Source organism: Variovorax sp. efr-133-TYG-130, from assembly GCF_030208835.1.
Lineage (GTDB): Bacteria > Pseudomonadota > Gammaproteobacteria > Burkholderiales > Burkholderiaceae_C > Variovorax.
This window is the reverse complement of sequence record NZ_JARVTD010000033.1, coordinates 63,241-89,633: the sequence shown is the minus strand read 5'-3', so window position 1 is coordinate 89,633 and position 26,393 is coordinate 63,241. Positions and strand designations below refer to the sequence as shown.

The following is a 26,393-nucleotide window of genomic DNA, read 5'->3' as shown; positions in this document are numbered from 1 at the left end:
GTATACAGAAACACGGAAATTTCCAGTCATTTCTGGCATTTCTAGGGAAAACACCGAGTCCACTGTATACAGCCTCCGACGTTTCGATGGCGATACGATGTCCGGCCAGTTCCCCCTCACCAAGACGGAGTCATCCATGTCACAGCACGCCGCCCTGCCCGCCCGCTACGACCACGTGGGCAGTTTCCTGCGCCCCAAATACCTGCTCGAAGCGCGCGAGCAAAAGGCCAAGGGCGAGATCACGCCGGAACAGCTTCGCCTGGTCGAAGACAAGGCGATCACCGAGATCGTCAAGTTCCAGGAAGACATCGGCCTGAAAAGCATCACCGACGGCGAGTTCCGCCGCACTTATTTCCACATCGACTTCCTCGACCAGCTCGGCGGCGTGAAGACCGACATTCCGGTCACCATCCGCAAGCCCGACGGAACCGAGGAACTCGCACCGCCCGCGATGCGCGTGATCGACAAGGTCCGCCACGTGAAGGACATCCAGCTCGCCGACTTCCAGTACCTCAAGAGCCAGGTGGCCGCGGGCAATACGCCCAAGGTGACAATCCCCTCTCCCACCATGCTGCATTTCCGCGGCGGCCGCGCCGGCATCAGCAAGGACGCCTACCCCGAGCTCGACCCGGCGTTCTACGACGACGTGGCCAAGGCCTATGGCGACGAGCTGCGCTCGCTGGCCGCCGCCGGCTGCACCTACGTGCAGATGGACGACACCAACCTCGCCTACCTGTGCGACGAGCACATGCGCGAAGCCGCCCGCAAGCGCGGCGACGACCCGAACGAACTGCCGCACCGCTACGCCGCATTCATCAACAAGGTGGTCGCGCAGAAGCCGCCAGGCATGCTGCTGGCCATGCACCTGTGCCGCGGCAACTTCAAGAGCACGCACGCCGCTGCGGGCAACTACGAGCCGGTGGCCGAGGCGCTGCTCAAGGAGATGGACCTCGACGCCTACTTCATGGAGTACGACGACGCGCGCTCGGGCGACTTCAAGCCCCTGCGCTACCTGCCCAAGGGCAAGACCGTGGTGCTCGGCCTGGTGACCACCAAGTTCGGCGAGATGGAAGACAAGGACGAGCTCAAGCGCCGCATCGACGAGGCCGCCAAGTACGCCTCGCTCGACCAGCTCGCGCTGTCGCCGCAGTGCGGCTTCTCCAGCACCGTGCACGGCAACAACATCGCGGTGGAAGCGCAGCGCAACAAGCTGCGCCTGGTGGTAGAGACCGCGCAGGAGGTCTGGGGCTCGACCTGACGCGCGGTTTCTGTTGAAGTCGGGGGAATGAAAAGACTCACCCCCAGTCTGCGCGCACTTCGTGTCGCTTCGCCAACCCCCTCGCCGGGGGCAACACCTGTGGCCCGGCAAAGCCGGTTCCACGGTGTTCCCCGAATGGCCCGGCTCGGCTTCATGCATCGCGGATCAAGTCATGCAACGGAGCAGCTGCAATGACCCGGATCTACTCCGGCCCCCTCAGCATGTTCGGCGCCAAGGTCGAGATCGCGGCGCGCGAAAAAGGCGTTGCCTTCGAACTGGTCATGGTGCCGTTCATCGAAGGCGAGGCCTACGAACCCAAGCACCCCGAGGTGCTGCGCGTGAACCCCGTCAAGCAGCAGGTGCCGGTGCTGGTGGACGAGATCGACGGCGGGGTCTCGCTCTTCGACTCGACCCAGATCTTCGAGTACCTCGAAGACCGCTATCCGGCTCCCGCGCTGTGGCCCGAGGGCATTGCCGACCGGGCCCGCGCGCGGCAACTCGAGCAGAAGTCCGACGAGGTCTTCTTCCCCCAAGTCATCAAGCTCTTCGGCCTGCAGGACGCGATGCAGAGCGCGCCTGCCGTCGCGGCATGCGCCGCCTGCGCGCGCTACTACGACGAAATGGAAGGCCTGCTCGCCGCGCGCGACTACCTCGCGGGGCCCTACGGCTTCGCGGACATCGCCTTCTACATGGCCTGCGTGTTCGCCGACCGCAAGGGCGCCGGCATGACCGACGCCACGCCGCGCCTGCTCGCATGGCGCACCCGCGTTGGCGAAAGGCCGGCGGTGCGCGCGGTGGTCGATCCGATGATGCGGTTCCTTGCCTCGCAAGGGCGCGGTGTGCCGGCCTTCCTGCAACGCTGATTCCGCGCTGACGCATCATTGCGCCATGCCGCACAACACCCGTTTCGACTGGCTGCCCACACCTTCGCAGCACTTTCTCGTCGTGACCTTCGCGCTGCTGGTCTATGTGCTGACCACCCGCGCGCGCCGCGAGCAGCGCGCCCCCACCACGGCCATCGCCTGGGTCATGGGGCTGGTGCTGATGCCTTATTTCATCCTGCCGATGTACCTGCTGTTCGGCCAGCGCAAGCTGCGCCCGGCCGGCTCGCCCCGGCCGCCGCGCTCGGTGCCGCCGGGCCACTGGGCGGCCGACCTGATCGAAAGCTTCGGCCTCGCGCCGCCGGGCCGCTCGGCCATCCGCATGCATGCCGACGGCGAGGCCGCGCGCGAGGCGCTGTGGGAGGTGATCGACGGTGCAAAGGAGCGCATCGACGTGTGCACCTTCATCATCGGCAACGACGCGCTCGGCCATGCGGTGATCGACCGGCTCGCGAAGCGGGCGCGCGAGGGCATCAAGGTGCGGGTGCTGCTCGACGGCTTCGGGGCGCTGTCGCTGCCGCGCCATCACTTCGACCGGCTGCGCGCGGCGGGCGGCGAGGTGGCGGTGTTCCGGCCCTTCTTCAGCTTGCGCCGCATCGGCCCGCGCAACCTGCGCAACCACCGCAAGTTCACCATCGCCGACGACGGCTGGCTCTGGTCGGGCGGGCGCAATCTCGCGGGCGAGTACTTCACCGGCAACGCAAAGCACCCGCAGCCATGGCGCGACCTGTCGTTCGACCTGCGCGGCAGCGTGGCCGCGGCTGCGGCGCGCCAGTTCGACCACGACTGGAGTTCGGTGCGCCCGCGCAAGGCCCGCGCCATCACCGCCGACGACATGCCCGAAGGCCCCGGCACCGCAATGGCCCAGTTCCTGCCGAGCGGCCCCGACCAGACCGAGGACACCGCGCACGCGCTGCTGATCGACGCCTGCTTCCGTGCCGAGCACCGCGTGCTGGCGATCACGCCCTACTTCGTGCCCGGCGACGGACTGCGCGACGCGCTGCGGCTGGCTGCCCGGCGCGGCGTGCAGGTGACCATCGCGATGCCCGCGCAGTCGAACCATCGCCTGGCGGACTTCGTGCGCGCCCGCGCCATGCGCGACCTCGCTCGCGCGGGCGTGGACTTCAGGATGCTGCCGTTCATGGTGCATGCCAAGGCGGTGGTGCTGGACGAGGAGCTGGCGATGTGCGGCTCGATCAACCTCGACCTGCGAAGCCTGCTGCTGAACCACGAGGCGGCGGTGGTGTTCTACGGCGAGGAAGAAATCGACTGGCTGGCCGAGTGGATCGAGACCACCGCATCGGCCGGCGAGCCCTACCGCGCGCGGCGTCCCGGCCTGATGCGCGACCTGGCGGAAGGGCTGCTGCTCACGGTAGCCTTTCAGCTGTAATCTTGAGTGCATAAATGCAACAAAAGTGCAACCAGACGAACGCGGACACTAAAATATCCACCGGTTTCGGTAGTTGACAGGCGTGCCCGGCCCATGACTTTCCAGTCGTGAGGCGGGCTCGAACGGATTCCCGCAACCCCTCGCCCTGCGGGGAAGCCCGCCCGGGACGCCGCCACACGGCGGCCCGAAGCGCCGTCCGTTCGAGTCCAGTGCCCCGGCCATCCGGGGAAATCCGATGCGAGCATTCTTCTCGCCGCGCGCACTTGCGAATCTCGCGAAACTGGTCCTGGCGCTTCCAGTTCTCATCGCACTGTCCGGAATACCGTCCGCTTTCGCCGCCATGGACGAAGTCGGTCGCGCAACGCCCAGCACCCACCGCCTGAAGTTCTTCGTCGACCCCGAGCTGGCCGCCGACATCGGCCCCGCCGAGGCAGGCCGCCGGCTCGCCCAGTACGTGGCCGACGTCAACACCGTCTTCACCCGCGAGACCGTGCGCAGCTTCGTCTTCGACCCCGCCACCGACCTGCAGCTCGTGGCGCCCGCCGCCGCGCCGGCCTGCAGCTACAACGGCCTGGTGAACGGCGAAGTGGTGGTCTGCGTGTCGAGATCCACCCGCGGCTACAGCCACGGCGGACTGTCGACCAGCTGGACCTTTCCGCAGAAAGGCGTGGCCTGGAACCTGAACTGGATCGCCATCCACGACCCGCTGCGCCTGTCGCGCGCCATCACGCCGGCGGCGCCAGAGTCGACCGAGAAGGACTATCTCGGCCGCCAGCTCAAGACCCTGCTGCACGAGCTGGAGCACGTGTTCGGCGCCGGCGCGGGCGAGTACTACAACGGCATCGCCGTGGCCGACACCACCGGCGTCGCGCCCATCACCGACCTCGCCCTGTCGAGCGACACCGACCGCTACTGGTGGACCCGCCAGGACTGGCGGCTCGATCCGCTGCTGGGCACCGTGTTCGAGCAGCGCCGCGACCCCGCCGCCAACCGCGTCGCGACGCTGGACATGATCCGCTTCACCGCCGGCACCAAGGCCAACATCGACACCGACTGGAGCGACTGGCCGAAGCTCGGCAGCTCGAAGTTCATGGCCGCCACCACCGCCACCCAGGTGCGCGTGACCGACCGCGACAGCGGCGCCGCGCTGCCCGGCGCGCAGGTGTCGGTGTGGCGGGACCCGGGCGGCGGCAAGCCGCTGGTCATGCTGGTGACCGGCGTGGCCGATGCGTCGGGCCGCTTCACCTTCGACTGGAACTGCGGCTTCAGCTGCTTCGCCGTCGGCAAGACGACGCTCCTGGCCAAGGCACGCGCCGCCAACCGCGCGCCCGGCGCGAGCTGGTTCACCATCTTCGACGCCTTCGAGCAGAAGGCCGTGCAGGGACAGTCGATGTTCACCATCGACCTGGCGCTAGGCAGCGCCGACGCCACGCCGCCCATCGTGTCGCTCGCCGCCCCCTCCATGGCCACGGTGGGGCAGCTCACCGTCATCGCGCCGGCCGTGGTGGACAACGCGGGGGTGTGGGGCGTCAAGGTGCTGGGCCGCGACAGCATTCCGATCTGCACCTTCACCGCCCCGCCCTACACCTGCAGCTGGACACCGACCTCGCCCGGCGCGCAGACGATCCGCGTGGTGGCGGTCGACGCGGCGGGCAACTCCGCTGTCGCCTCGGCCAACGTGATCGTCAATCCGCCTTCGGACAGCGTGCCGCCGACCGTCTCGCTGTCGGTTCCGCCAAGCCTAACGGCCGGCATGGCGACGCGGCTTGCCGCCACCGCATCCGACAACGTGGCCGTGGCCGAGCTGAAGTTCATCGTCGACGGCAGGACCGCGTGCACGCTGCGCGCCGCGCCCTACGTATGCGCCTGGACGCCGAAGCGGCCGGGCGCCGCGAACGTCGAGGTGCGCGCCGCCGACGCGGCAGGCAACGTTGCCTCCGCCTCCGCGAACGTGCGCGTCGAAGGAATGCGGGCCGAAGACCTGTAGCGCCGGGCCGCCGCTTCAGGGCCTGTTCGTGAAGCTCACGTTGCCCAGCCCCGTGCCGATGGTCAGCACGCCCCACTGCTTCACGTCGCGCATGAAGGGCAGCTCGCTCAGGCCCTGCACCACCGCGTCGTTGTGCATCAGCACCAGCATCGGGTCGGCGCCCAGTGTGAGCATGCGGCGCCACACCGCCGTCGGCAGGTGGAAGGCGTGGCTTTCCCAGTCGCCGGGCAGGTTCTGCGCACCGCGCGCGATGGAGCCGTCGGGGCGAATCAACCCCGGGCAGCCGATGCCGATGAACGGCGCGAGCCGGATCTTCTTGCGCTCGCTGTAGCGCACCATGTCCATCAGCATGTCGGCGATGTGCTCGACCATGTTGCTGCGGTTGGGCCCTTCGTCGGCGTGGCGCCATTTCTCGCGCCGGATCACCTCCGCGCGCGAGAAGTCGGGCGCCTTGCGGTAGCGCGTCTTCACGATGCCGCAGCGCACGTTGGTGCCGCCGATGTCGACCGCCAGGATGGCGTCGTACTTGCGCAGCAGCGCGGGCGGCGTCAGGTGCACCCAGCCGATCAGGCCGCCGTCGTCCACGTTGTGCGAGAGGCGGCCCAGTTGCACGTGCAGGCCCATCTCTTCGAGGATGGCGCCCGTCTGCAGCACCGCGCGCTCGCCCACGTCGCTCTCGGGAAAGCCGCCGCCGATCACGATGCGCTCAACCTTCTGCCATGAGGGCTGGCGCAGGAAGCGCTGGATGACGGACGCCAGTTCCTCGGTGAACTCCTCGATCACGCCGTGCATCACGTCGGCGGCCTCCGAGGCCTTCTTCGCGCCCAGCACGCGGTCGAGCGCCTTCTTGCTCAGGTCGCGCGAGTGCAGCACTCCGAGCGGATCCTTGCCGTTCTTGCGGCGCCGCTTGCGCCAGCGCTCGAGCAGTTCCCTGAAGGCCGTCTGGCTCGCCTGGTCGCCCACGAAGCCGTCCTTGTCGCGCAACTGGAGGCTGTAGCCTTCGACGTGCACACCGGGGAGTTCGCGCAGGCCGTGCACATCGGCAGCGGGCAAGGGGTCGGCCGTTTCGGCCTTTGGCGTTTCGGGAGTTTCGGGCTTCGCGGGTTTGGACTTCATGACTCGGATGGTGCGCGCGCGGCAGCCCGCGGCCCATCGGTTGCGCGCACGACGGCGTGTAGGAGATTGGCGGGTACGCCAATCCGGTCGATGTCTATAAACTGGCCGCGATGCATCTGCCCCGTTGCCTCCGCCGCCTTGCCCTGCTCCTGACGCTCGCCTGGCTGGGCCTGACGCATGTCGCCAATGTCGCGCATGCGGCGGACGACACGCTGCGCGTCGGCTCCAAGCGCTTCACCGAGTCGTACATCCTTGCCGAGTTGCTGGCGCAGACCGCCGCGCCGCACACCGCGTCGCCGCCCGTCGTGCGGCAGGGCCTGGGCAACACGGCCATCGTGTACGAGGCGCTGCGCTCGGGCGCGATCGACATGTATGCCGAATACACCGGCACCATCGCGCTGGAAATACTCAAGGGCTCGCCGGCGGACACGCGCGAGGCCATGAACGCGGCGCTCGCGCCGATGGGCCTGGGCGTGGCGATTCCGCTGGGCTTCAACGACGGCTATGCGCTCGCGGTGCGCGCGGCGGATGCCGACCGGCTGGGCCTGCGCACGCTGAGCGACCTGGCGAAGCACCCTGAATTCAAGCTGGGCCTTTCCAATGAATTCATAGGCCGCGCCGACGGCTGGAAGGGCCTGGCCGAGCGCTACGGCTTCAAGCAGACACCCTCGGGACTCGACCACGGGCTGGCATACGACGCCATAGGGGCCAGGCAGATCGATGCGATCGACATCTACACCACCGACGCGAAGATCGACCACCTGGGCCTGCGCGTGCTGGAGGACGACAGGAAGTACTTTCCGCGCTACGACGCGGTGGTGCTCTACAAGCTCGATTTGCCCAAACGCCTGCCCGAGGCCTGGGCTGCGTTGAAAACGCTCGAAGGCCGCGTGGACGAGCACGCGATGATCGCGATGAATGCCCGCGCCGAACTGCAGAGCGTGCCTTTCGACGTGATTGCGCGCGACTTTCTCGCGAGCACCGGCAAGGAAGCGAAGGCGGGGCAGCAGCAACCGAAGGAAGAGCGCCGTGGCTTCACCGCCAAGCTGTTCGGGCCGGACCTGTGGAAGCTGGCACGGCAGCATCTGTTCCTGGTGGCGCTGTCGGTGGGCGTCGCGATTCTCATCGGCGTGCCGATCGCGATCCTGGTGTTCCCGCATGTGCGGCTGCGCGCGCTGGTGCTGGGCTTCGCGAGCCTGTTGCAGACGGTGCCTTCGCTGGCGTTGCTGGCGGTGCTGATCTCGATGCTCGGCGCCATCGGCGCGTTGCCGGCGCTGATCGCGCTCACGCTCTATTCGCTGTTGCCGATCATGCGCAACACGGTCACGGGCCTGGCCGAGGTGCCTGACGGCCTGCGGCTGGCGGGCACGGCGCTGGGCATGACGCCGCCGCAGAGCCTGCGGCTGGTGCTGCTGCCGCTGGCGTTGCCGACGCTGCTCGCGGGGGTGCGCACGGCGACGGCGATCGCGATCGGCACGGCGACGATTGCGGCGTTCATCGGTGCCGGCGGGTTCGGTGAGCGCATCGTGACGGGGTTGGCGCTCAACGACCGAGAGCTGCTGATGGCGGGCGCGTTGCCGGCTGCTGCGTTGGCTTTGGTCAGCGAAGGGCTGTTCGAGTTGATCGAGCTTTGGATGCGGCGCGGGCGCGGGGCGCTTGCGGCCTAGCTTTGCTTGTGTCGTTCAGGGCGCGATCAGGCCGACGGGGTACCTTGCTCCGCGAATGTCCCCCGGCCTTCGGCCTCCTCCTTTATTTCGCTGCGCAAGGCACCCCATCGGCCTGATCGTTGAGCGCCGCTGTGGAAGCTGCATTTGTTGGCGGTTGGCGAGACTTCGTGCAGCGCGGTGCGGCTGTTTCGCCTGGTTCTTCTCTAGAGTGAATGCCCCTGTCACTCCACACCCCGCTAGCGGGAGCAACTCCACAACCCACTTGTATGTTCGAAGGCTGCTTGCCTCGCGGCAGGTCGTCGGTGCGACAGCAGCGATGCAGAAGCGAGGTGTCAAAAGGCGACGACCGGGGTGTTACTAGCACCCCGACCGTCTAACCAAGTTCGTGCACTACCCTCTAAAGGACCGCACAAAAATGGCTACCAAGACTATAGCCCGGCCTCGCACGCCGGTATCTCCCGAAGACACCGCCCAAGACCCCGCGGATCTTCTCGAAAACACCCTCTCCCAACTCGAAGCCCTGCTGTGGGTGTGCCACGGCGAAGAGATCGACTGGTGCAGCGACGACGGGCCCAGGCAACTGGACAACCTGCTCTGGCTAGCGGCCGACCTGGCTCGCAAAGCGGCCCAACTGTTTCAGCTGAACGAAAAGGCGCGCAGCGCAGAACCCGGAACTGGCTCGGCTTGAAAGCCCAAGCTGCGTCCCTGTGCGCAGGGCGTCGGGTGCTCCCCGCAGCGAAATAAAGGAGGAGGCCGCAGGCCGGGGGACATTCGCGGAGGGGAGTACCCGATGGCCTGTGCACGCGCCCTGAACGAACGAACGAACGAATCAGGCCAGCGTATAGGCAGTCTTCACCGTAGTGAAGAATTCCTGCGCATAACGCCCCTGCTCGCGCGGACCGTAGCTCGAACCCTTGCGGCCGCCAAAGGGCACGTGGTAGTCCACACCCGCCGTCGGCAGGTTGACCATCACCATGCCGGCCTGGCTGTGGCGCTTGAAGTGCGTGGCGTACTTCAGCGACGTGGTGGCGATGCCGGCCGACAGGCCGAACTCGGTGTCGTTGGCCGTGGCCAGTGCTTCCTCGTAGTTCTTCACGCGGATCACGCTTGCCACCGGGCCGAAGATCTCTTCCTTGTTGATGCGCATGCCCGCGGCCGATTCGCTGAAGAGCGCCGGCGACATGTAGTAGCCATCGGTCTCCAGCTTCAGCAGCTCGCCGCCGGCCGCCAGCGTGGCGCCCTCGCCCTTGCCGATGGAGACGTATTCCATGTCCTGGTCGAGCTGCGACTTCGACGAGACCGGGCCCACGTCGGTGCCCTGCGCGAGCGCGTCGCCCACCTTGATCTTCGCCATGCGTTCCTTCATAGCGGCGATGAACTTCGGATAGATGCCCTCGGTGACGATGAGGCGGCTCGACGCTGTGCAGCGCTGGCCGGTCGAGTAGAACGCGCTCTGCACGCTCAGCTCCACGGCCTGTGCGAGGTCGGCGTCGTCCAGGATCACCTGCGGGTTCTTGCCGCCCATTTCGAGCTGCACCTTCTTGTGGTTGGTGACGCACTGGATCGCGATGTTGCGGCCCACGCCCACCGAGCCGGTGAAGCTGATCGCGTGGATGCCCGGATGATTGACCAGCGCATTGCCGATCACGCTGCCGCGCCCCATCACCAGGTTGAACACACCGGCCGGAATGCCCGAGCGGCTGATGATCTCGCTCAGCGCCCAGGCGCTGCCCGGCACCAGGTCCGCGGGCTTGAGCACCACGCAATTGCCGAATGCCAGCGCGGGCGCGATCTTCCAGGCCGGAATGGCAATGGGAAAGTTCCACGGCGTGATGAGGCCGACCACGCCGACCGGCTCGCGCGTGATTTCCACGCCGATGTTGGGCCGCACCGACGGCAGCACCTCGCCCGACAGGCGCAGGCATTCGCCGGCGAAGAACTTGAAGATCTGGCCCGCGCGCGTGGCCTCGCCGATGCCTTCGGCCTTGGTCTTGCCTTCTTCGCGCGCCAGCAGCGTGCCCAGCTCTTCCTTGCGCGCGAGGATCTCGTTGCCGATCTTGTCGAGCGCGTCGGAGCGGGCCTGGATGCTGCCCGTGGCCCACGCCGGAAAGGCTGCGGTAGCCGCCGCGACGGCAGCGTCCACGTGGGCGGCATCGCCCTGCGTGTACTGGCCGAGCACGTCGGACAGGTTGCTCGGGTTGACGTTGGGGCTGTAGCTCGCGCCGGCACGCCATTCGCCTGCGATGAGGTTGTCGAAGTTCTGCATGAGGGTTGTTCCTTCAGCGGACCATGCACGGTCGCTTGTTGTCGAAAGTCCAGTCGGGGATCAAGTATTGCATCGCCTGCGCATCGTTGCGAGCGCCAAGGCCGTGCTTCAGGTACAGCTGGTGCGCCTTCTCGACCTCGTCCATGTCCAGCTCCACGCCCAGGCCCCCGCGCGTGGGCACCTTCACGAAGCCGCCTTCGATGCGCAGCGGCGCCTGGGTCAGGCGCTGGCCGTCCTGCCAGATCCAGTGCGTGTCGATGGCCGTCACCTTGCCCGGCGCGGCGGCGGCCACGTGCGTGAACATCGCGAGCGACACGTCGAAGTGGTTGTTCGAATGCGAGCCCCAGGTCAGGCCCCAGGCCTGGCACAGCTGCGCCACGCGCACCGAGCCCTGCAGTGTCCAGAAGTGCGGATCGGCCAGCGGAATGTCGACCGACTGCAGCGAGAGGCTGTGCACCATCTCGCGCCAGTCGGTGGCCACCATGTTGGTCGCGGTCGGCAGGCCGGTGGCACGGCGGAACTCGGCCATCACCTCGCGGCCGGAGAACACGCCTTCGGCACCGCAGGGGTCTTCGGCATAGGCCATCACGCCGTGCAGGTCGCGGCACAGGCGAATGGCGTCCTGCAGCAGCCAGCCGCCGTTCGGGTCGAGCGTGACACGCGCTTGCGGAAAGCGCTCGTGCAGCGCGCGGATGGCCTCGACTTCTTCTTCGCCGCGCAGCACGCCGCCCTTGAGCTTGAAGTCGGTGAAGCCGTAGCGCGCATGCGTGGCCTCGGCCAGGCGCACGATGGCTTCGGGCGTCATGGCTTCTTCGTGGCGCAGGCGGAACCAGTCGTTGTCGGCGCCGGGGTCGCTCTCGTAGGGCAGGTCGGTCTTCTTGCGGTCGCCCACGTAGAAGAGGTAGCCGAGCATCTGCACCGCATCGCGCTGCTGGCCTTCGCCGAGCAGGGCCGCCACGGGCACTTCGAGGAACTGGCCGAGCAGGTCGAGCAGCGCGGCTTCCACCGCTGTTACCGCGTGGATGGTCACGCGCAGGTCGAAGGTCTGCAGCCCGCGGCCGCCGCTGTCGCGGCCGGCAAAAGCGCTGCGCATGCTGTTGAGCACCGCGTTGTGGTTGCCGATGCGCTGGCCCACGATGAGGCCGCGCGCGTCTTCCAGCGTCTGGCGGATCTTCTCGCCGCCGGGCACCTCGCCCACGCCGGTGCGCCCGGCGCTGTCGGTCAGGATCAGCAGGTTGCGCGTGAAGAACGGGCCGTGCGCGCCGCTGAGGTTCATCAGCATACTGTCGTGGCCCGCAACGGGAACCACGCGCATGCCGGTGACGACGGGCGCACCCGGCACGGCTTTGGAAACAACGGATTCAGGACTTGTCATCTTCGGGCTCGGTGCCTCAGTCTGCGGTGATGTGGCGGGTGTCGATCAATGTCTTCCATCGCGTCCATTCGCGCAACTGGAAGGCCGTGAAGTCATGCGCATGGCGGGCATCACATGCGTCTCCAGTATTTCTGGTCTTTTGCCGGGGCTTACTGCGGGCCGAGCGCGTCGATGAGCGCCTTGAGCTGCTCCATCTCGGCCGGCTTCAGGTCGGTGAGCGGCGCGCGCACGGGCCCGGCGTCGTGGCCGACGATCTTTGCGCCGGCCTTCACGATGCTCACCGCGTAGCCCGGCACGCGGTTGCGCAGCTCGAGGTAGGGCATGAAGAAGTTCTTCAGCAGGCGGTGCTGCGTGGGCAGGTCGTCGGCGGCCACGGCCTTGTAGAAGTCCATGGCGGTCTTCGGAATGAAGTTGAAGACGGCCGACGAATACACCGGCGTGCCCATCGCCTTGTAGGCGGCGGCATAGACCTCGGCCGTGGGCAGGCCGCCCAGGTAGGCGAAGCGGTCGCCCATCTTCTGGTAGATGGCGACCATGGCCTCGATGTCGCCGATGCCGTCCTTGAAGCCCACGAGGTTGGGGTTGCGCTCGGCCAGGCCGGCAAGCGTGTCGGGCTTGAGGCGGCTGGTGGCGCGGTTGTAGACGATCACGCCGAAGTTCACGCTCTTGCACACGGCCTCGACGTGCGCGGCCAGGCCTTCCTGGCCGGCTTCGGTGAGGTAGTGCGGCAGCAGCAGGATGCCGTGCGCCCCGGCCTTCTCTGCGGCCTGAGCGCACTGGATGGCAAAGCGCGTGGGGCCGCCGGCACCGGCAATGATCGGCACCACGCCGCGGCAGGTGTCCACCGCCGTCTTGATGATGCCGGGGTACTCGTCGCCGGTGAGCGAGAAGAATTCGCCCGTGCCGCCGGCCGCGAACAGCGCGCTGGCGCCGTAGGGGGCGAGCCATTCGAGGCGCTTCTCGTAGCTGCTCTTGTTGAAGTCCCCGTTCGCGTCGAAGTCGGTCAACGGGAACGAGAGCAGGCCGGAGCCCATGATGGTCTTGAGTTCTTGCGGGTTCATGGGAAAGAGTCCAGTGAAGTTTTGAATGAGAAAGAAAAGGGGTGCGAAGCGGCCGGTCAGTCGAGCCTGACGTTCGCTTCCTTGACGACCTGCGCCCAGCGCGCGCGTTCCTTGGCGAAGAACTGGTCCTGCTCCGGCGCGGCCATGGTCACGACTTCGGCGCCCTGCCCGGCGAGCCGGGCGCGGATGTCGGGCGTGCGGATGATGCGCACCAGCTCGCGGTTGAGCCGCGCGATCACGGCGTCGGGCACGCCGCGTCCCGCGACCACGCCCTGCCAGGTGCCAGACTCGTAGCCGGGGGCGCCCTGCTCGGCGATGGTCGGCACATTGCCGATCAGCGGCATGCGCGTGGCCTTGGACACCGCGATGAGCTTGAGCTTGCCGGCCTGCACCTGCGGATAGGTGGCGAGCATGCCGTTCATCAGCACCTGCGTCTGGCCCGCGACCGTGTCGAGCACCGCCTGCACGCCGCCCTTGTAGGGCACGTATTCCCACTTGGCGCCCACCTTGCGCTGCAGTTCGATGCCCGCGAGGTGCGCAGTGCTGCCGCTGGCGGTGACGGCGAAGTTGAGATCGCTTTTCTTCGAGAGCTCGACCAGCTCCTTCAAGGTGTTCGCCTGCACCGACGGGTGCACCACCAGCAGGTGCGGCGAGTAAGCCAGCATGGCCACGCCGCGCAGGTCTTTCGACGGGTCGAACGGCAGCTTGGGGTACAGCGAGGGGCTGATGGCCAGCGCACCCAGGTCGCACAGCATCAGCGTGTAGCCGTCGGCCGGCGCCTTGGCCAGCAGGTCGGCGCCGAGGTTGCCGTTGGCACCGGCGCGGTTGTCGACGATGACCGACTGGCCGAGCGCCTCGGACAGCGGCTGGCTGATCGCCCGCGCAATGATGTCGGACGAACCGCCCGGCGGGTATGGAACGATGAGCTTGAGCGGCTTGGACGGCCAGTTGCCGCCACTGCCCTGCGCAAGAACCCGCGCGGGCAGGCTCGCGGCCAGTGTCGTGGCAAGTGCGGCCCCTAGCGCGCCGCGTCGGTTGATGGTCATGCTGTCTCCTTTTGTTCGCTGGCTGTCGTGACTTTGCCTGATACTCGAATCAAGTTATCAGTCATCGTACAACTACAAAAATAAGTTGTCCAGCCGGGACAACAAGAAAACTCAGCTTGAAGTGGCGTTCTCGGCCGAAGCAGCACCGTCCGGGGTGACGGCATCGGCTTTCGCCTTCTGCTGCTGCGCGGCCTCTTGCGCCATGCGCAGGCGCTCGCGGCTGTTTGTCAGGTGGATGCGCATGGCCGCGCGGGCCGATTCGGGGTCGCGGCGCGCAATGGCCGCGTAGATTTCTTCGTGCTCGCGGTTCACGCGGCTCAGGTAAGGCGCCCCGCCCTCGTGCGTGCGGATCGCGCTGATGCGGGTGCGCGGAATGAGGGTGGTCCCCAGGTGTCTCATGATGTCCGCGAAGTAGGGATTGCCGGTCGATTCGGCAATCTGCAGGTGGAAGCGGAAGTCCGGCCCCACGGTGTCGCCCGCCACGACCACGTTGTGCTCGAAGTCGTCGAGCGCCTGCCGCATGGCCACGAGCTGCTCGTCGGTGCGGCGGCTGGCGGCAAGGCCGGCCGACTCGGTCTCCAGGCTGATGCGCAGTTCGAGCACGGCCAGCACGTCGACCGAAGCAGCGATCTCGCCGGGGTCGAGGCGGAACACGCCGCCCGTGCGCGGCTGCAGCACGAAGGTGCCCACGCCGTGCAGCGTCTCGACCAGGCCGCCGGCCTGCAGCTTCGACAGCGCCTCGCGCACCACGGTGCGGCTCACGCCGTAGGCCTGCATGATGGCCGACTCGGTCGGCAGCTTGTCGCCGGGCCGCAGCGACTGGTTGCGGATCTTCTCGCCCAGGTCTTCCACCAGCCCATGCGCGAGGCCGCGTGCGCGCTGGCGCGGACGCCCCACGAACGCCGCTTCCGCCGGCGCTTCCGATATCGAGGGATTACCCGCAGTCGACTGAACCATGGTCACGATGATAATCCCCAAACTAGTTGTACGACAACAGATAACCTAACACTCAATAACCTCTGGACGCCGCCGGCCGATCCGCCAGCGGCTGCCCGGTTTCCACAGCACCGACATGCAGCGCCCTTTCGACCTCGCCCTGCCGGCATCGTACCGGCCGCTGCCGTCGGCACGACACCGCGACGGCGGGCTGCCGGAAACCGCAACCACTGCGTGCACGGACGGGCAAAGATGAAAGACAACAAGATGAACCGCCTCCTGCTGACCGGCGCCGCCGGCGGCCTCGGAAAGGTGCTGCGCGAGCGGCTGAAGCCATTCGCCGAGGTGCTGCGGCTCTCGGACATCGCCTCGCTGGCGCCGGCCGCCGATGCGCACGAGGAAGTCGTGCCCTGCGACCTGTCGGACAAGGCGGCGGTCGATGCGCTGGTGGACGGCTGCGACGCCATCGTCCACCTGGGCGGCGTGTCTGTCGAGCGGCCGTTCGAGGAAATCCTCGAAGCCAACATCAAGGGCGTGTTCCACATCTATGAGGCTGCGCGCCGCCACGGCGTGAAGCGCGTGGTGTTCGCCAGCTCGAACCACGTGATCGGCTTCTACAAGCAGAGCGAGCACATCGATTCGCATGCGCCGCGCCGGCCCGACGGCTACTACGGCCTGTCGAAGTCTTTCGGCGAGGACGTGGCGCAGTTCTACTTCGACCGCTGGGGCATCGAGACCGTCAGCATCCGCATCGGCTCCTCGTTCCCCGAGCCGGCCAACCGCCGGATGATGAGCACCTGGCTCAGCTACCACGACCTGACCGCGCTGATCGAGAAGTCGCTGTTCACGCCGGACGTGAAGCACACGGTGGTCTACGGCATGTCGAACAACCGCGACGTGTGGTGGGACAACAGCGCCGCCGCGCACCTGGGCTTCTTGCCGCGCGACAGCTCGGAAGTGTTTCGCGACAAGGTCGAGGCACAGCCGCCCGTCGCGCCGACCGACCCGAACGCCATTTACCAGGGCGGCGCCTTCACGGCACAAGGGCCGTTCGGCGATGAGCGCTGAACTCGTTCTCGATGCGCGCAACGGCACCGGCGAAAGCCCGGTGTGGCATGCGCGCGAACAGGCGCTCTACTGGGTCGACATTCCGGCGCGCACGCTGAACCGCTGGCATGCGGGCGAAGGCCATGCGAAGTGGACCGCCGGCGAAATGATCGCCTGCATCGCGCCGCGCGCCGACGTGCCGGGCGAATGGATCGCCGGCATGGAAAGCGGCCTGTTCTCGCTCAAGCCCCAGGCCGACGGCACGCTGGCCGCCTCGTCTTTGGCGCCCGTCGAGCACGCCGCCCCGGCCATGCGCTTCAACGACGGCCGCTGCGACCGCCAGGGCCGCTTCTGGGCCGGCACGATGCTGCTCGACATGGCGGCGGGCGCACGCGTGGGCCGGCTCTACAGCTACGGCAGGGGCGACAGCAGCGCCGCCCTGCGCCTCGACGACCTCGTCGTGCCCAACGGCCTGGCCTTCAGCCCCGACGGCCGCACGATGTATCTCTCGGACTCGCACCCCACGGTGCAGGCCGTCTGGGCCTTCGACTACGACACGGAAACCGGCACCCCCGGCAACCGCCGCCTGTTCGTCGACATGAAGCCCCTGCCCGGGCGCCCCGACGGCGCGGCCATGGACACCGACGGCTGCTACTGGATCTGCGGCAACGACGCCGGCCTGGTGCACCGCTTCAGGCCCGACGGCCGGCTCGACCGCTCGCTCGAAGTGCCGGTGAAGAAACCCGCGATGTGCGCCTTCGGCGGCGCCGGGCTCGACACTCTCTTCGTCACCTCCATCCGGCCCGGCGGCATCGACCTGTCGGACCAACCACTGGCCGGCGGCGTGTTCGCGCTGCGGCCCGGCGCACAGGGCCTCGCGGAGCCCGCTTTCGGCATCTGACCCGTTTATCGATACATCCATCCGCTGCGTTTTCTTTTCATCCACCGAGGAGCATCAAAAATGAAATCACTACAAATGAAGAAGCTGTCGGGCCTGATCGCGATTGGTTTGATCGCATTCACGGCAAGCAACGCCACCATGGCGCGAACCTTCCGTTCCGCCGAGGTGCACGCCAAGGACTTCCCCACCAACCAGGCGGTGAAGTTCATGGGCGATGAACTGTCGAAGGCCACGGGTGGCAAGGACAACATCAAGATCTTCGCGGACAGCTCGCTGGGCTCCGAGAAGGACACGGTCGAACAGGTGAAGATCGGCGCGCTCGACATGGTGCGCGTGAGCAGCGCGTCGTTCCACGGCATCGTGCCGGAGTCGGTCATTCCGTCGCTGCCCTTCCTGTTCCGCGACATCGAGCACTTCCGCAAGGCGATGTACGGCCCGGCCGGCGACAAGGTGCTGGCCGCCTTCGAGAAGGCCGGCTTCATCGGCCTGTGCATGTATGAAAGCGGCGCGCGCTCGGTGTATGCCAAGAAGCCGATCAAGTCGGTGGCCGACATGAAGGGCCTGAAGATCCGCGTGCAACCCTCCGACCTGATGGTGAGCCTGGTGAGCGCCACCGGCGCCTCGCCCACGCCGATGCCCATCGCCGAGGTCTACACGGGCCTGAAGACCGGCCTGGTGGACGCCGCCGAGAACAACTATCCCTCGTACGAAGAGGCCAAGCACTTCGAGGCCGCGCCGGTGTACTCCGAGACCATGCACGTCATGACGCCCGAAGTGCTGGTGTTCTCCAAGAAGATCTGGGACACGCTCACCAAGGAAGAGCAGGTCGCGATCCGCAAGGCCGCCAAAGACTCGGTGCCCTACTACGTGAAGCTGTGGGAGCCGCGCGAGAAGGACGCCAAGGCGGCCGTCATCAAGGGCGGCGCCAAGATCGTCGCGGCCTCCGAGATCGACCGCAAGGGCTTCGTCGACGTCGAGAAGCCGGTGTGGGACAAGTTCGCGACCACGCCGGAGCAGAAGGCGCTGGTGCAGGAAATCGTCAACACCAAGTGACGCGCGCCGCACATGAGCCTGCTTACCTCATTGAACGCGCGGCTCTCCCGCTGGGCGATGTACATCGCCTGCGTGTGCCTCGTCGGCCTGCTCGCGGTGGTCGTCTATGGCGTGGTGCTGCGCTACGTCTTCAATGACGCCCCGCCGTATGTCGAGCAGGTCGCGCTGCTGCTGGTGATCTCGGTCGCCATGTTCGGCGCCTCCGCCGGCGTGCGGGACGCCGGGCACATCGGCCTCGATTCGCTGGTGAAGGCCCTGCCACCCAAGGGCCAGTTCTGGTGCAAGGCGCTCACCTACGTGCTGACCATCGGCTTCGCCGTGGCGCTGTTCGCGGGCGGCGCCGAAATGGCAGTGTCCACGCGCGAATCGACGATTCCCACGCTGGGCCTGTCCGAAGCCGTGCGCTACGTGCCGATCCTCTTCGCCGGGGTGCTGATCACCCTCTTCTCCATCGAGCACCTGGCTGCTCAGTTCACCGGCCAGAAGGTCGTTCCATCATGGCATTGACAGTGCTGTCCCTCAGCTTCGTGCTGTTCCTGCTGCTGGGGATGCCCGTGGCCTTCGCCATCGGGCTGAGCTGCCTGGCGACGTTCGCCTACGAAGGCCTGCCCTTCGAGACCGCCATCCAGATGATGGTGTCGGGCATGAACGTGTTCTCGTTCCTGGCCATTCCGTTCTTCATCTTCTCGGGCGAACTGATGCTGCACGGCGGCATCGCGGACAAGATCGTTGCCTTCGCGCGCAGCCTGGTGGGCCACTGGAAGGGCGGCCTGGGTCTGGCCAACGTGGTGGCGTCCACGCTCTTCGGCGGCGTCTCGGGTTCGCCGGTGGCCGACACCTCGGCCATGGGCGGCGTGATGATCCCGATCATGAAGCGCGAGGGCTACAGCGCGGCCTACGCGGTGAACGTGACGACGCATGCATCGCTCTCGGGCGCGCTGATGCCGACCTCGCACAACATGATCATCTACGCCTTCGCCGCGCAGGCCGCGGTGGGCACGATCGACGGGCACATCATCAAGGGCGTGTCCATCGGCGACCTGATGTTCGCGGGGCTGATCCCGGTGTTCTGGATCATGGTGTGCATGCTGGTGGCCGCCTACTGGCAGGCCGCCAAGCACGGCTACCCCAGGCGCACCGACGGCAGCACCATGGTCGAGCGCTTCCCCGGCTGGGGCATGGTGGGCAAGACCTTCCTGTCGGCCATTCCCGGCCTGATGGTGATCGTGATCATCCTGGTCTGCGTGATGCAGGGGGTGGCAACAGCCACCGAGGCGGCGGCCATCGCGGTGACGTATTCGTTATTGCTCACGGTGGTGGCCTACCGCACGATGACGCGCGAGAAACTCTTCAAGTCGCTGGCCAAGGCCTCGAAGACCACCGGCGTGATCCTGCTGCTGATCGGCGTGTCGAACATGCTGCGCTACCAGATGGCCTACCTGGAGATTCCGGACGCCATCGAAACAGTGCTGCTGGCCGCCACCTCCAGCCCCTGGCTGATGCTGCTGTACATCAACATCATCCAGATCTTCCTGGGCATCTTCCTGGACATGGCGGCGCACATCCTGATCACCACGCCGCTGTTCCTGCCGCTGGCCATCCAGATGGGCGTGGGCCCGGTGCAGTTCGGGATGATGCTGCTGCTGAACTGCGCACTGGGCCTGGTGCATCCGCCCGTGGGCACGGTGCAGTTCATCGGCTGCGCCATCGGCAAGATATCCATCGGGGAGGCGACGAAAACCGCGTGGCCCTACTATCTGGCGATCTTCATCGCCATCACCCTGGTGACCTACGTGCCGGCCTTCTCCACCTGGCTGCCCACGATGCTGACCGGCCACAAGGTGCTGTAAGCAAAAAGAGGTTCGCACGATGAGCAACGCCACCGGAGCCTCGCCGCTCTACATCCGCATCCACGCCAACGACAACGTCGCCATCGTCGCCAACGATGGCGGCCTGAAGGCCGGCGCCGAGTTCGCCGACGGCCTGCGGCTGGTGGACAACGTACCCCAGGGCCACAAGGTCGCGCTGGTCGACCTGGCCGAAGGCGAGGCCATCGTCCGTTACAACGTTGTGATCGGCTATGCGCAGAAGGCGCTGCCGCGCGGCAGCTGGGTGCACGAGCGCGTGATGCGCATGCCGCTGGCGCCCGAGCTCGACGGCCTGCCCATCGCGACCGTCAAGCCCCCCGCCCTGCCGCCGCTGGAGGGCTACACCTTCGAGGGCTACCGCAACGCCGACGGCTCGGTGGGCTCGCGCAACATCCTCGCCATCACCGAGACGGTGCAATGCGTGGCCGGCGTGATCGACTTCGCGGTGCAGCGCATCAAGGCCGAGCTGCTGCCCAGGTACCCGAACGTGGACGACGTGGTGGCGCTGGCGCACGGCTATGGCTGCGGCGTGGCCATCGACGCGCCCGACGCCATCGTGCCGATCCGCACGCTGCGCAACATCAGCCTCAACCCGAACTTCGGCGGCGAGGTGATGGTGGTGAGCCTGGGCTGCGAGAAGCTGCAGCCCGAGCGGCTCCTGCCGCCGGGCAGCATTCCCATCGTCGACAAGCGCGGCGAAACCGACGGCAAGGAAGGCGACGCGGAACTCGACGTGGTCTGCCTGCAGGACGACGAGCACATCGGCTTCATGTCGATGATCGATTCGGTCATGCGGCAGGCCGAGGTGCATCTGGCACGCCTGAACGCACGCCGCCGCGAGACCGTGCCGGCCAGCGAACTGGTGGTGGGCGTGCAGTGCGGCGGCAGCGACGCGTTCTCCGGCGTCACCGCGAACCCCGCCGTGGGCTTCTGCACCGACCTGCTGGTGCGCGCGGGCGCCACGGTCATGTTCTCGGAAGTGACCGAGGTGCGCGACGGCATCGACCAGCTCACCTCGCGCGCCTCCACGCCGGAGGTGGCCGAAGCCATGATCCGCGAGATGGCCTGGTACGACGCCTACCTGCAGAAGGGCCGCGTCGACCGCAGCGCCAACACCACGCCGGGCAACAAGAAAGGCGGCCTGTCGAACATCGTCGAGAAGGCGATGGGCTCCATCGTCAAGTCGGGCTCGGCGCCGATCACGGGCGTGCTGGCGCCGGGCGAGAAAGCCACGCAGAAGGGCCTGATCTATGCGGCCACGCCGGCCAGCGACTTCATCTGCGGCACGCTGCAGCTGGCGGCCGGCATCAACCTGCATGTGTTCACCACCGGCCGCGGCACGCCTTACGGGCTGGCCGAAGTGCCGGTCATCAAGGTCGCCACGCGCAGCGACCTGGCGCGCCGCTGGCACGACCTGATGGACGTGAACGCGGGCCGCATCGCCGACGGCGAGGCCACCATCGAAGACATCGGCTGGGAGATGTTCCACCTGATGCTCGACGTGGCCAGCGGCCGCAAGAAGACCTGGGCCGAGCACTGGAAGCTGCACAACGCGCTGGTGCTTTTCAACCCGGCGCCGGTGACCTGAACAACCCCGTACGGAGCACACACATGGAAGACCTCAAGGACAAGACAGCCCTCGTCACCGGTGCCAGCACCGGCATCGGCGCTGCGGTGGCCATTGCGTTCGCGGCGCGCGGCATGCGCGTGGCGGTGCACTACAACAGCTCGGCGGCCGCGGCCAACCAGGTGGTCGAGACCATCCGCGCGGCGGGCGGCGCGGCAGTGGCCGTGAAGGCCGACGTGCGCGACACCGGCGCGATCCGCGACAGCGTGAAGCAGACGGTGGCCGAGTTCGGCGGCATCGACGTGCTGGTCAACAACGCCGGCAGCCTTGTCAAGCGCGTGCCCATCGCCGAGTTCGACGACGCGCTGTTCGACGAGGTGATGCACATCAACGCGCGCTCGGTGCTCGCCTATTGCCGCGAGGTGGTGCCGCTGATGCGCTCGCAGGGCGGCGGCAACATCATCAACGTGACCTCCGTCGCGGCGCGCACCGGCGGCGGGCCGGCCGCGTACCTGTACGCGGGCTCCAAGGGCTTCGTGAGCACGGCCACGCACGGCCTGGCGAAGGAACTGGTGGGCGACCGCATCCGCGTGAACGCGGTGGCGCCGGGCGTCATTCAGACGCCGTTCCAGGACCGCTTCTCGACGCCCGCGATGCTCGACAACTTCCGCGCCAGCATTCCCATGGGCCGCCTCGGCGAGCCCGAGGAGTGCGTCGGCGCTTTCCTGTATCTCGCCTCGGACCAGCTCTCGGGCTATGTCACGGGGCAGGTGATCGAAGTGAACGGGGGGCAGTACATGCCCTGACTGCGAACGCTTTTTTTCCAGCAACAGCAAGACGAACAACGGAGACGAGACAGATGACGACGAAATTCCTGCGCAAGCTCGCGGCCCTCTCGGGTGCGCTCGGCCTTGCATTCGGCCTTGCGGCGCCCGCCGCGCAAGCCGCCGGCAACGACTACCCGAACCACACTGTCGAGCTGGTCGTGCCCTACCAGCCCGGCGGCGGCACCGACGCGCTGGCCCGCGCCTTCGCCGACGCGAGCCGCAAGCACATGTCCGAGAGCATCGTGATCGTGAACCGCCCCGGCGCCGGCGGCGCCATCGGCTGGAACGAGGTGATCCATTCGCGGCCCGACGGCTACAAGCTGGCCGTGCTCACGGTCGAGCTGCTGACGCTGCCGCACCTGGGCCTGGCCAAGTTCAACTACGACGACTTCCAGCCGATCGCGCAGCTCAACGCCGACCCGGCCGCCATCACGGTGAAGGCCGACTCGCCCTACAACACCATCGAGGAATTCCTGGCCGCGGCCAAGAAGAAGCCGGGCGAGCTGGGCGTGGGCAATTCGGGCACCGGCTCGATCTGGCACCTGGCCGCATCGGCGCTGGAGGACAAGACCGGCGCCAGGTTCAACCACATTCCGTTCCAGGGCGCGGGCCCGGCCGTGCTGGCGCTGCTCGGCGGCCACGTCGACGCGGTGGCCGTGAGCCCGGCCGAGGTGTCGACCTACGTTCAGGCCGGCAAGCTCAAGATGCTGATGGTGATGGCCGACAAGCGCCTGGCCGCCTTCGACAAGGTGCCGACCGCCAAGGAGCGCGGCATCGACATTTCCATCGGCACCTGGCGCGGCCTCGGCGCGCCGAAGAACACGCCGCCCGAAGTGATGGCCAAGCTGCGCGACATCGCCGCCAAGACCGCCAAGGAACCGCTGCTGCGCGAGGTGATGGACAAGCAGAACCTGGGCTACGCCTACACCGACGGCGCCGCCTTCAAGGAAACGCTGGCCAAGGACAACGAGTACTTCAAGGCGCTGATCACCAAGCTCGGCATCAAGCCCTGAGCCGCGCTGAAATCAAAGGAGACAAGACCATGCAACGCCGCACACTCATCCGCACCGCCCTCGCCTCTTCGCTCGCCGCCGGCCTTCCGGCGTTCGCGCAGAGCGGCAACTGGCCGACGGGCAAGGCCATCACCTACCTCGTGCCTTTTCCCGCGGGCGGCACGACCGACGTGCTGGGCCGGCTCATCGCGCAGAAGCTCGGCCCGGTGCTGGGCACGAGCGTGATCATCGACAACAAGGGCGGCGCCGGCGGCAGCGTGGGTTCGGAGGTCGGCGCACGCGCCGCGCCGGACGGCTTCACGCTGGTGGGCGGCACCATCAGCTCGCACGCCATCAACGTGAGCCTGTACCCCAAGATCGGCTACGACCCGATCAAGTCGTTCGCGCCGGTGACGCTGATCGGCACTAACCCGGTGGTGCTGGTGGTGAGCCAGAACAGCCCGTACAAGACGCTGAAGGACATCCTGGAGGCCAGCAAGACCAAGTCGGGCGGGCTGTCGTCGGCCTCGGCGGGCACGGGCACGTCGCAGCACTTGGCGCTCGAACTGCTGGCCTACAAGTCGGGCGTGAAGTTCACGCACATCCCTTACAAGGGCAGCGGCCCGGCGATCCAGGACGCGATCGGCGGCCAGGTCGACATGATGTTCGACACCACGGTGGTGGCCGGCCCGCATATTCAAAGCGGCAAGCTGCGCGCCATCGCGGTGACGTCATCGAAGCGGCTGGCCTCGCTGCCCGACGTGCCGACGATCGCGGAGTCGGGCCTGCCGGGCCTGAAGGACTTCGAAGTGGTGTCGTGGCAGGCGATCTTCGTGCCCGCCGCCACGCCGGCGCCCGTGGTCGACCGGCTGCACGCCGAGATCCGCAAGATCCTCGCGACACCCGAGATGCAGGACAAGCTCAAGGGCTTCGGCATGGAGCCGGCCGACCTGACGACTACGCAGATCGCGGCCTTCCAGAAGGCCGAAGTGGAAAAGTGGGCGCAGGTGATCAAGGCCGCGGGAATCAAGGCCGACTAGCACGCAACGCCGCGCCCGCGGCCCGCGTGGCCAATACCGAGGGAAGCTTCCTAGGCCCCGCCCGGGAAGCCCTTTATAGAATGCCCCTCCAATTCGCATTCCAGGCCCCCACCACGTGTCCGACCGCTCCGCCGTACTGCCCCAATACCTGTTCCCCAAGCAGGCCCTGACCAATTTCGCCGGCTGGGTCGCGGGCAAGGAGCGGGGGGCGGTCACGACGTGGATCATCCGGCGTTTCGTGGCCAAGTACGGCGTGGACATGGGCGAGGCGCTCGAGTCCGACATCGAGCACTACAAGAGCTTCAACCAGTTCTTCACGCGCGAGCTCAAGCCGGGCGTGCGCCCGCTCGCGCAGGCCGACCTGACCTGCCCGGTGGACGGCGCGATCAGCCAGTTCGGCCCGATCCAGGGCGACCAGATCTTCCAGGCCAAGGGCCACAACTACACGACCACTGCCTTGGTCGGCGGCGACGCCACGCTGGCAGCCAAGTTCGCGCACGGCAGTTTCGCGACCCTCTACCTGAGCCCGAAGGACTACCACCGCATCCACATGCCCTGCGACGGTCGGCTGGTGCGCATGATCCACGTGCCGGGCGACCTGTTCTCGGTGAACCCGACCACGGCGCGCGGCGTGCCCGGCCTCTTCGCGCGCAACGAGCGCGTGGTGTGCGTGTTCGAGTCGGCGCACGGCCCCTTCGTGCTGGTGCTGGTGGGCGCCACCATCGTCGGCAGCATGGCCACGGTGTGGCACGGCGTGGTCAATCCGCCGCGCGTGGGCGAACTGCGCGAGTGGAGCTACAACGACCAGCAGATCGACATCCGCAAGGGCGACGAGATGGGCCGTTTCTTGCTCGGCTCGACGGTCGTCATGCTGTTCCCGGCGCCTGCGCTGGCGTTCAACCCGGAGTGGTCGCCAGGGCGCGCGATCCGGCTGGGCGAAGCCATGGCCAATTACTCCAATTTGTGAGGCTTTGTCTCACAACCCGCATGCCGCTTGCGTTCACAGCTATAAAACTAGTAGCATCACGATCCTTTGCGCTATAGTCGTCTGCCACCCTGACGGTTCATAACCACATACAAGAGAACGCGCGCCGTCGCCCCTGCACCCAGGTCGGCGGCCCGCCCAGCTTCGAGGAGATGATGTCGATGAGTACCAAGGAAAACGCAGCCGTCAGCCAGCTGCTCGCCCTGCTCGAAGCCCGCTACGCACTGCGCGTGCTCTGGGCGCTGCGCGACGGTCATGCCCAGACTTTCCGCCTGCTGCAGGACAGCGTGGGCGGCATCACTCCCAACACGCTCAATACCCGCATCAAGGAACTGCGCGAGGCCGGCATCGTCGGCCACGGCAGCGACGGCTACAGCCTCACGCTCAGCGGACAGGACCTGCTCAAGCGGCTGTCCGACCTGCAGGCGTTTGCCGGCAAGTGGCAGCTGGGGCAGATCAAGAAGGCGGCAGCGCCGGCAGTGCCCGCGCCCGCGGCTGCCGTCCCCGCGCCGGAACCGCAAACCCCGGCCGCGGCGCCCGCTCCCACACCCGCGCAGCCCGGCGACGACACCAGCCACGGCTGACAGACGACAGGCCGGCGAATCCGGCCTCGTTAAACTCCGCGCCTTCGATTCATTCTTCTCACATCGACGCAAGGAGCGTTTCCCATGCCCACCACCCCCTCCGGCCTGCAATACGAAGACACCGAAGTCGGCACCGGCGCCGAAGCCAAGGCTGGCCAGCACGTGCACGTGCACTACACCGGCTGGCTCTACAACGACGGCACCCAGGGCGCCAAGTTCGACTCCAGCCGCGACCGCAACGACCCGTTCGCGTTCTCGCTGGGCGCCGGCCAGGTCATCAAGGGCTGGGACGAAGGCGTGGCCGGCATGAAGATCGGCGGCAAGCGCACGCTGATCATCCCCGCATCGCTGGGCTACGGTGCCCGCGGCGCCGGCGGCGTGATCCCCCCGAACGCCACGCTCAAGTTCGACGTAGAGCTGCTCGACGCCCACTGAGCGTTCGCGCCGACGGCCCCAAGGCCCGTTTGCGGGCCTTTTTCATGCCTGCGCGGCGCTTTTTGCTGCTTTTTTTCGCTTGAAATGCTTCTGGCCAGCCCCAAGTGGCTG

Annotated in this window: 23 protein-coding genes and 1 pseudogene; 18 read left to right on the top strand and 6 right to left on the bottom strand. The window is 67.3% G+C overall.

What is annotated here, in order from left to right; translation table 11 throughout:
• The first annotated feature begins 136 nt into the window (after positions 1 to 136).
• From QRN67_RS27635 to QRN67_RS27620, 4 genes are all read left to right on the top strand, one after another.
• Positions 137 to 1,258, top strand: coding sequence for a 5-methyltetrahydropteroyltriglutamate--homocysteine S-methyltransferase (locus QRN67_RS27635; protein WP_106937390.1), 1,122 nt, complete (start codon positions 137 to 139; stop codon positions 1,256 to 1,258).
• 191 nt (positions 1,259 to 1,449) lie between these two features.
• Complete coding sequence (locus tag QRN67_RS27630; protein ID WP_285414464.1) at positions 1,450 to 2,121, top strand: glutathione S-transferase family protein; 672 nt, start codon at positions 1,450 to 1,452, stop codon at positions 2,119 to 2,121.
• A 25-nt stretch (positions 2,122 to 2,146) separates the two neighbouring features.
• The gene (locus QRN67_RS27625; RefSeq protein WP_285414463.1) at positions 2,147 to 3,529 is read left to right on the top strand and encodes a phospholipase D-like domain-containing protein; all 1,383 of its coding nucleotides are present in this window, start codon (positions 2,147 to 2,149) and stop codon (positions 3,527 to 3,529) included.
• A 340-nt stretch (positions 3,530 to 3,869) separates the two neighbouring features.
• Positions 3,870 to 5,516: an Ig-like domain-containing protein gene (locus QRN67_RS27620; protein WP_285414462.1), complete on the top strand. Its 1,647-nt coding sequence runs from the start codon at positions 3,870 to 3,872 to the stop codon at positions 5,514 to 5,516.
• Positions 5,517 to 5,531: 15 nt separating this feature from the next.
• On the opposite strand, the gene QRN67_RS27615 is transcribed toward QRN67_RS27620, so the two are convergent.
• On the bottom strand, positions 5,532 to 6,632 hold the full coding sequence (locus QRN67_RS27615) for an ROK family protein (protein WP_285414461.1): 1,101 nt from the start codon (positions 6,630 to 6,632) through the stop codon (positions 5,532 to 5,534).
• 110 nt (positions 6,633 to 6,742) lie between these two features.
• Here QRN67_RS27615 and QRN67_RS27610 point away from each other — a divergent pair, with 110 nt between their 5' ends.
• Entirely contained in the window at positions 6,743 to 8,299 is a 1,557-nt protein-coding gene (locus QRN67_RS27610) for a glycine betaine ABC transporter substrate-binding protein (protein WP_285414460.1), read from the top strand.
• Between the two features lie 415 nt (positions 8,300 to 8,714).
• On the top strand, positions 8,715 to 8,987 hold the full coding sequence (locus tag QRN67_RS27605; RefSeq protein WP_285414459.1) for a hypothetical protein: 273 nt from the start codon (positions 8,715 to 8,717) through the stop codon (positions 8,985 to 8,987).
• A 141-nt stretch (positions 8,988 to 9,128) separates the two neighbouring features.
• Here the strand turns inward: QRN67_RS27605 and QRN67_RS27600 are convergent, their stop codons facing one another.
• The 5 genes from QRN67_RS27600 to QRN67_RS27580 all read right to left on the bottom strand — a co-directional run bounded on the left by QRN67_RS27600 (position 9,129) and on the right by QRN67_RS27580 (position 15,004).
• On the bottom strand, positions 9,129 to 10,565 hold the full coding sequence (locus QRN67_RS27600; RefSeq protein ID WP_285414458.1) for an aldehyde dehydrogenase family protein: 1,437 nt from the start codon (positions 10,563 to 10,565) through the stop codon (positions 9,129 to 9,131).
• A 13-nt stretch (positions 10,566 to 10,578) separates the two neighbouring features.
• The gene (gene gudD / locus QRN67_RS27595) at positions 10,579 to 11,940 is read right to left on the bottom strand and encodes a glucarate dehydratase (protein ID WP_285414457.1); all 1,362 of its coding nucleotides are present in this window, start codon (positions 11,938 to 11,940) and stop codon (positions 10,579 to 10,581) included.
• 149 nt (positions 11,941 to 12,089) lie between these two features.
• Positions 12,090 to 13,001 (bottom strand): 5-dehydro-4-deoxyglucarate dehydratase, encoded by a 912-nt coding sequence (kdgD, locus tag QRN67_RS27590; RefSeq protein WP_081268616.1) that lies wholly within the window; start codon positions 12,999 to 13,001, stop codon positions 12,090 to 12,092.
• Between the two features lie 56 nt (positions 13,002 to 13,057).
• Positions 13,058 to 14,047 (bottom strand): Bug family tripartite tricarboxylate transporter substrate binding protein, encoded by a 990-nt coding sequence (locus QRN67_RS27585; protein ID WP_106933835.1) that lies wholly within the window; start codon positions 14,045 to 14,047, stop codon positions 13,058 to 13,060.
• A 111-nt stretch (positions 14,048 to 14,158) separates the two neighbouring features.
• Positions 14,159 to 15,004, bottom strand: coding sequence for a FadR/GntR family transcriptional regulator (locus tag QRN67_RS27580; RefSeq protein ID WP_081268614.1), 846 nt, complete (start codon positions 15,002 to 15,004; stop codon positions 14,159 to 14,161).
• Positions 15,005 to 15,235: 231 nt separating this feature from the next.
• Here QRN67_RS27580 and QRN67_RS27575 point away from each other — a divergent pair, with 231 nt between their 5' ends.
• The 12 genes and pseudogenes from QRN67_RS27575 (at position 15,236) to QRN67_RS27520 (ending at position 26,282) form a co-directional block, all read left to right on the top strand.
• Positions 15,236 to 16,051: an NAD-dependent epimerase/dehydratase family protein gene (locus tag QRN67_RS27575; protein ID WP_285414456.1), complete on the top strand. Its 816-nt coding sequence runs from the start codon at positions 15,236 to 15,238 to the stop codon at positions 16,049 to 16,051.
• Positions 16,041 to 16,931, top strand: a complete 891-nt coding sequence (locus QRN67_RS27570; RefSeq protein WP_285414455.1) for an SMP-30/gluconolactonase/LRE family protein — start codon at positions 16,041 to 16,043, stop codon at positions 16,929 to 16,931. Before QRN67_RS27575 ends, QRN67_RS27570 begins: the two co-directional genes overlap by 11 nt.
• Before the next feature lie 60 nt (positions 16,932 to 16,991).
• Positions 16,992 to 17,984 carry a TRAP transporter substrate-binding protein gene (locus tag QRN67_RS27565; RefSeq protein WP_285414454.1) on the top strand — a complete coding sequence of 331 codons (993 nt, stop codon included), beginning with the start codon at positions 16,992 to 16,994 and terminating at the stop codon, positions 17,982 to 17,984.
• 12 nt (positions 17,985 to 17,996) lie between these two features.
• A complete protein-coding gene (locus QRN67_RS27560; protein ID WP_285414453.1) occupies positions 17,997 to 18,491 on the top strand; it encodes a TRAP transporter small permease in 495 nt (164 codons plus the stop codon).
• Positions 18,482 to 19,834, top strand: coding sequence for a TRAP transporter large permease (locus QRN67_RS27555; protein ID WP_285414452.1), 1,353 nt, complete (start codon positions 18,482 to 18,484; stop codon positions 19,832 to 19,834). Before QRN67_RS27560 ends, QRN67_RS27555 begins: the two co-directional genes overlap by 10 nt.
• 19 nt (positions 19,835 to 19,853) lie before the next feature.
• Entirely contained in the window at positions 19,854 to 21,440 is a 1,587-nt protein-coding gene (garD, locus tag QRN67_RS27550) for a galactarate dehydratase (RefSeq protein ID WP_285414451.1), read from the top strand.
• A gap of 23 nt (positions 21,441 to 21,463) precedes the next feature.
• Positions 21,464 to 22,225: an SDR family NAD(P)-dependent oxidoreductase gene (locus QRN67_RS27545; RefSeq protein ID WP_106933829.1), complete on the top strand. Its 762-nt coding sequence runs from the start codon at positions 21,464 to 21,466 to the stop codon at positions 22,223 to 22,225.
• Between the two features lie 53 nt (positions 22,226 to 22,278).
• Positions 22,279 to 23,259, top strand: coding sequence for a tripartite tricarboxylate transporter substrate binding protein (locus QRN67_RS27540; protein WP_285414450.1), 981 nt, complete (start codon positions 22,279 to 22,281; stop codon positions 23,257 to 23,259).
• Between the two features lie 29 nt (positions 23,260 to 23,288).
• The gene (locus tag QRN67_RS27535; protein ID WP_285414449.1) at positions 23,289 to 24,278 is read left to right on the top strand and encodes a Bug family tripartite tricarboxylate transporter substrate binding protein; all 990 of its coding nucleotides are present in this window, start codon (positions 23,289 to 23,291) and stop codon (positions 24,276 to 24,278) included.
• A gap of 115 nt (positions 24,279 to 24,393) precedes the next feature.
• Positions 24,394 to 25,245, top strand: a complete 852-nt coding sequence (gene asd / locus QRN67_RS27530; protein WP_081268604.1) for an archaetidylserine decarboxylase — start codon at positions 24,394 to 24,396, stop codon at positions 25,243 to 25,245.
• Between the two features lie 179 nt (positions 25,246 to 25,424).
• A pseudogene (locus tag QRN67_RS27525) lies at positions 25,425 to 25,727 on the top strand (winged helix-turn-helix transcriptional regulator); the annotation flags it as partial.
• 204 nt (positions 25,728 to 25,931) lie between these two features.
• The gene (locus QRN67_RS27520) at positions 25,932 to 26,282 is read left to right on the top strand and encodes an FKBP-type peptidyl-prolyl cis-trans isomerase (protein ID WP_056590059.1); all 351 of its coding nucleotides are present in this window, start codon (positions 25,932 to 25,934) and stop codon (positions 26,280 to 26,282) included.
• The last annotated feature ends 111 nt before the right edge of the window (positions 26,283 to 26,393 follow it).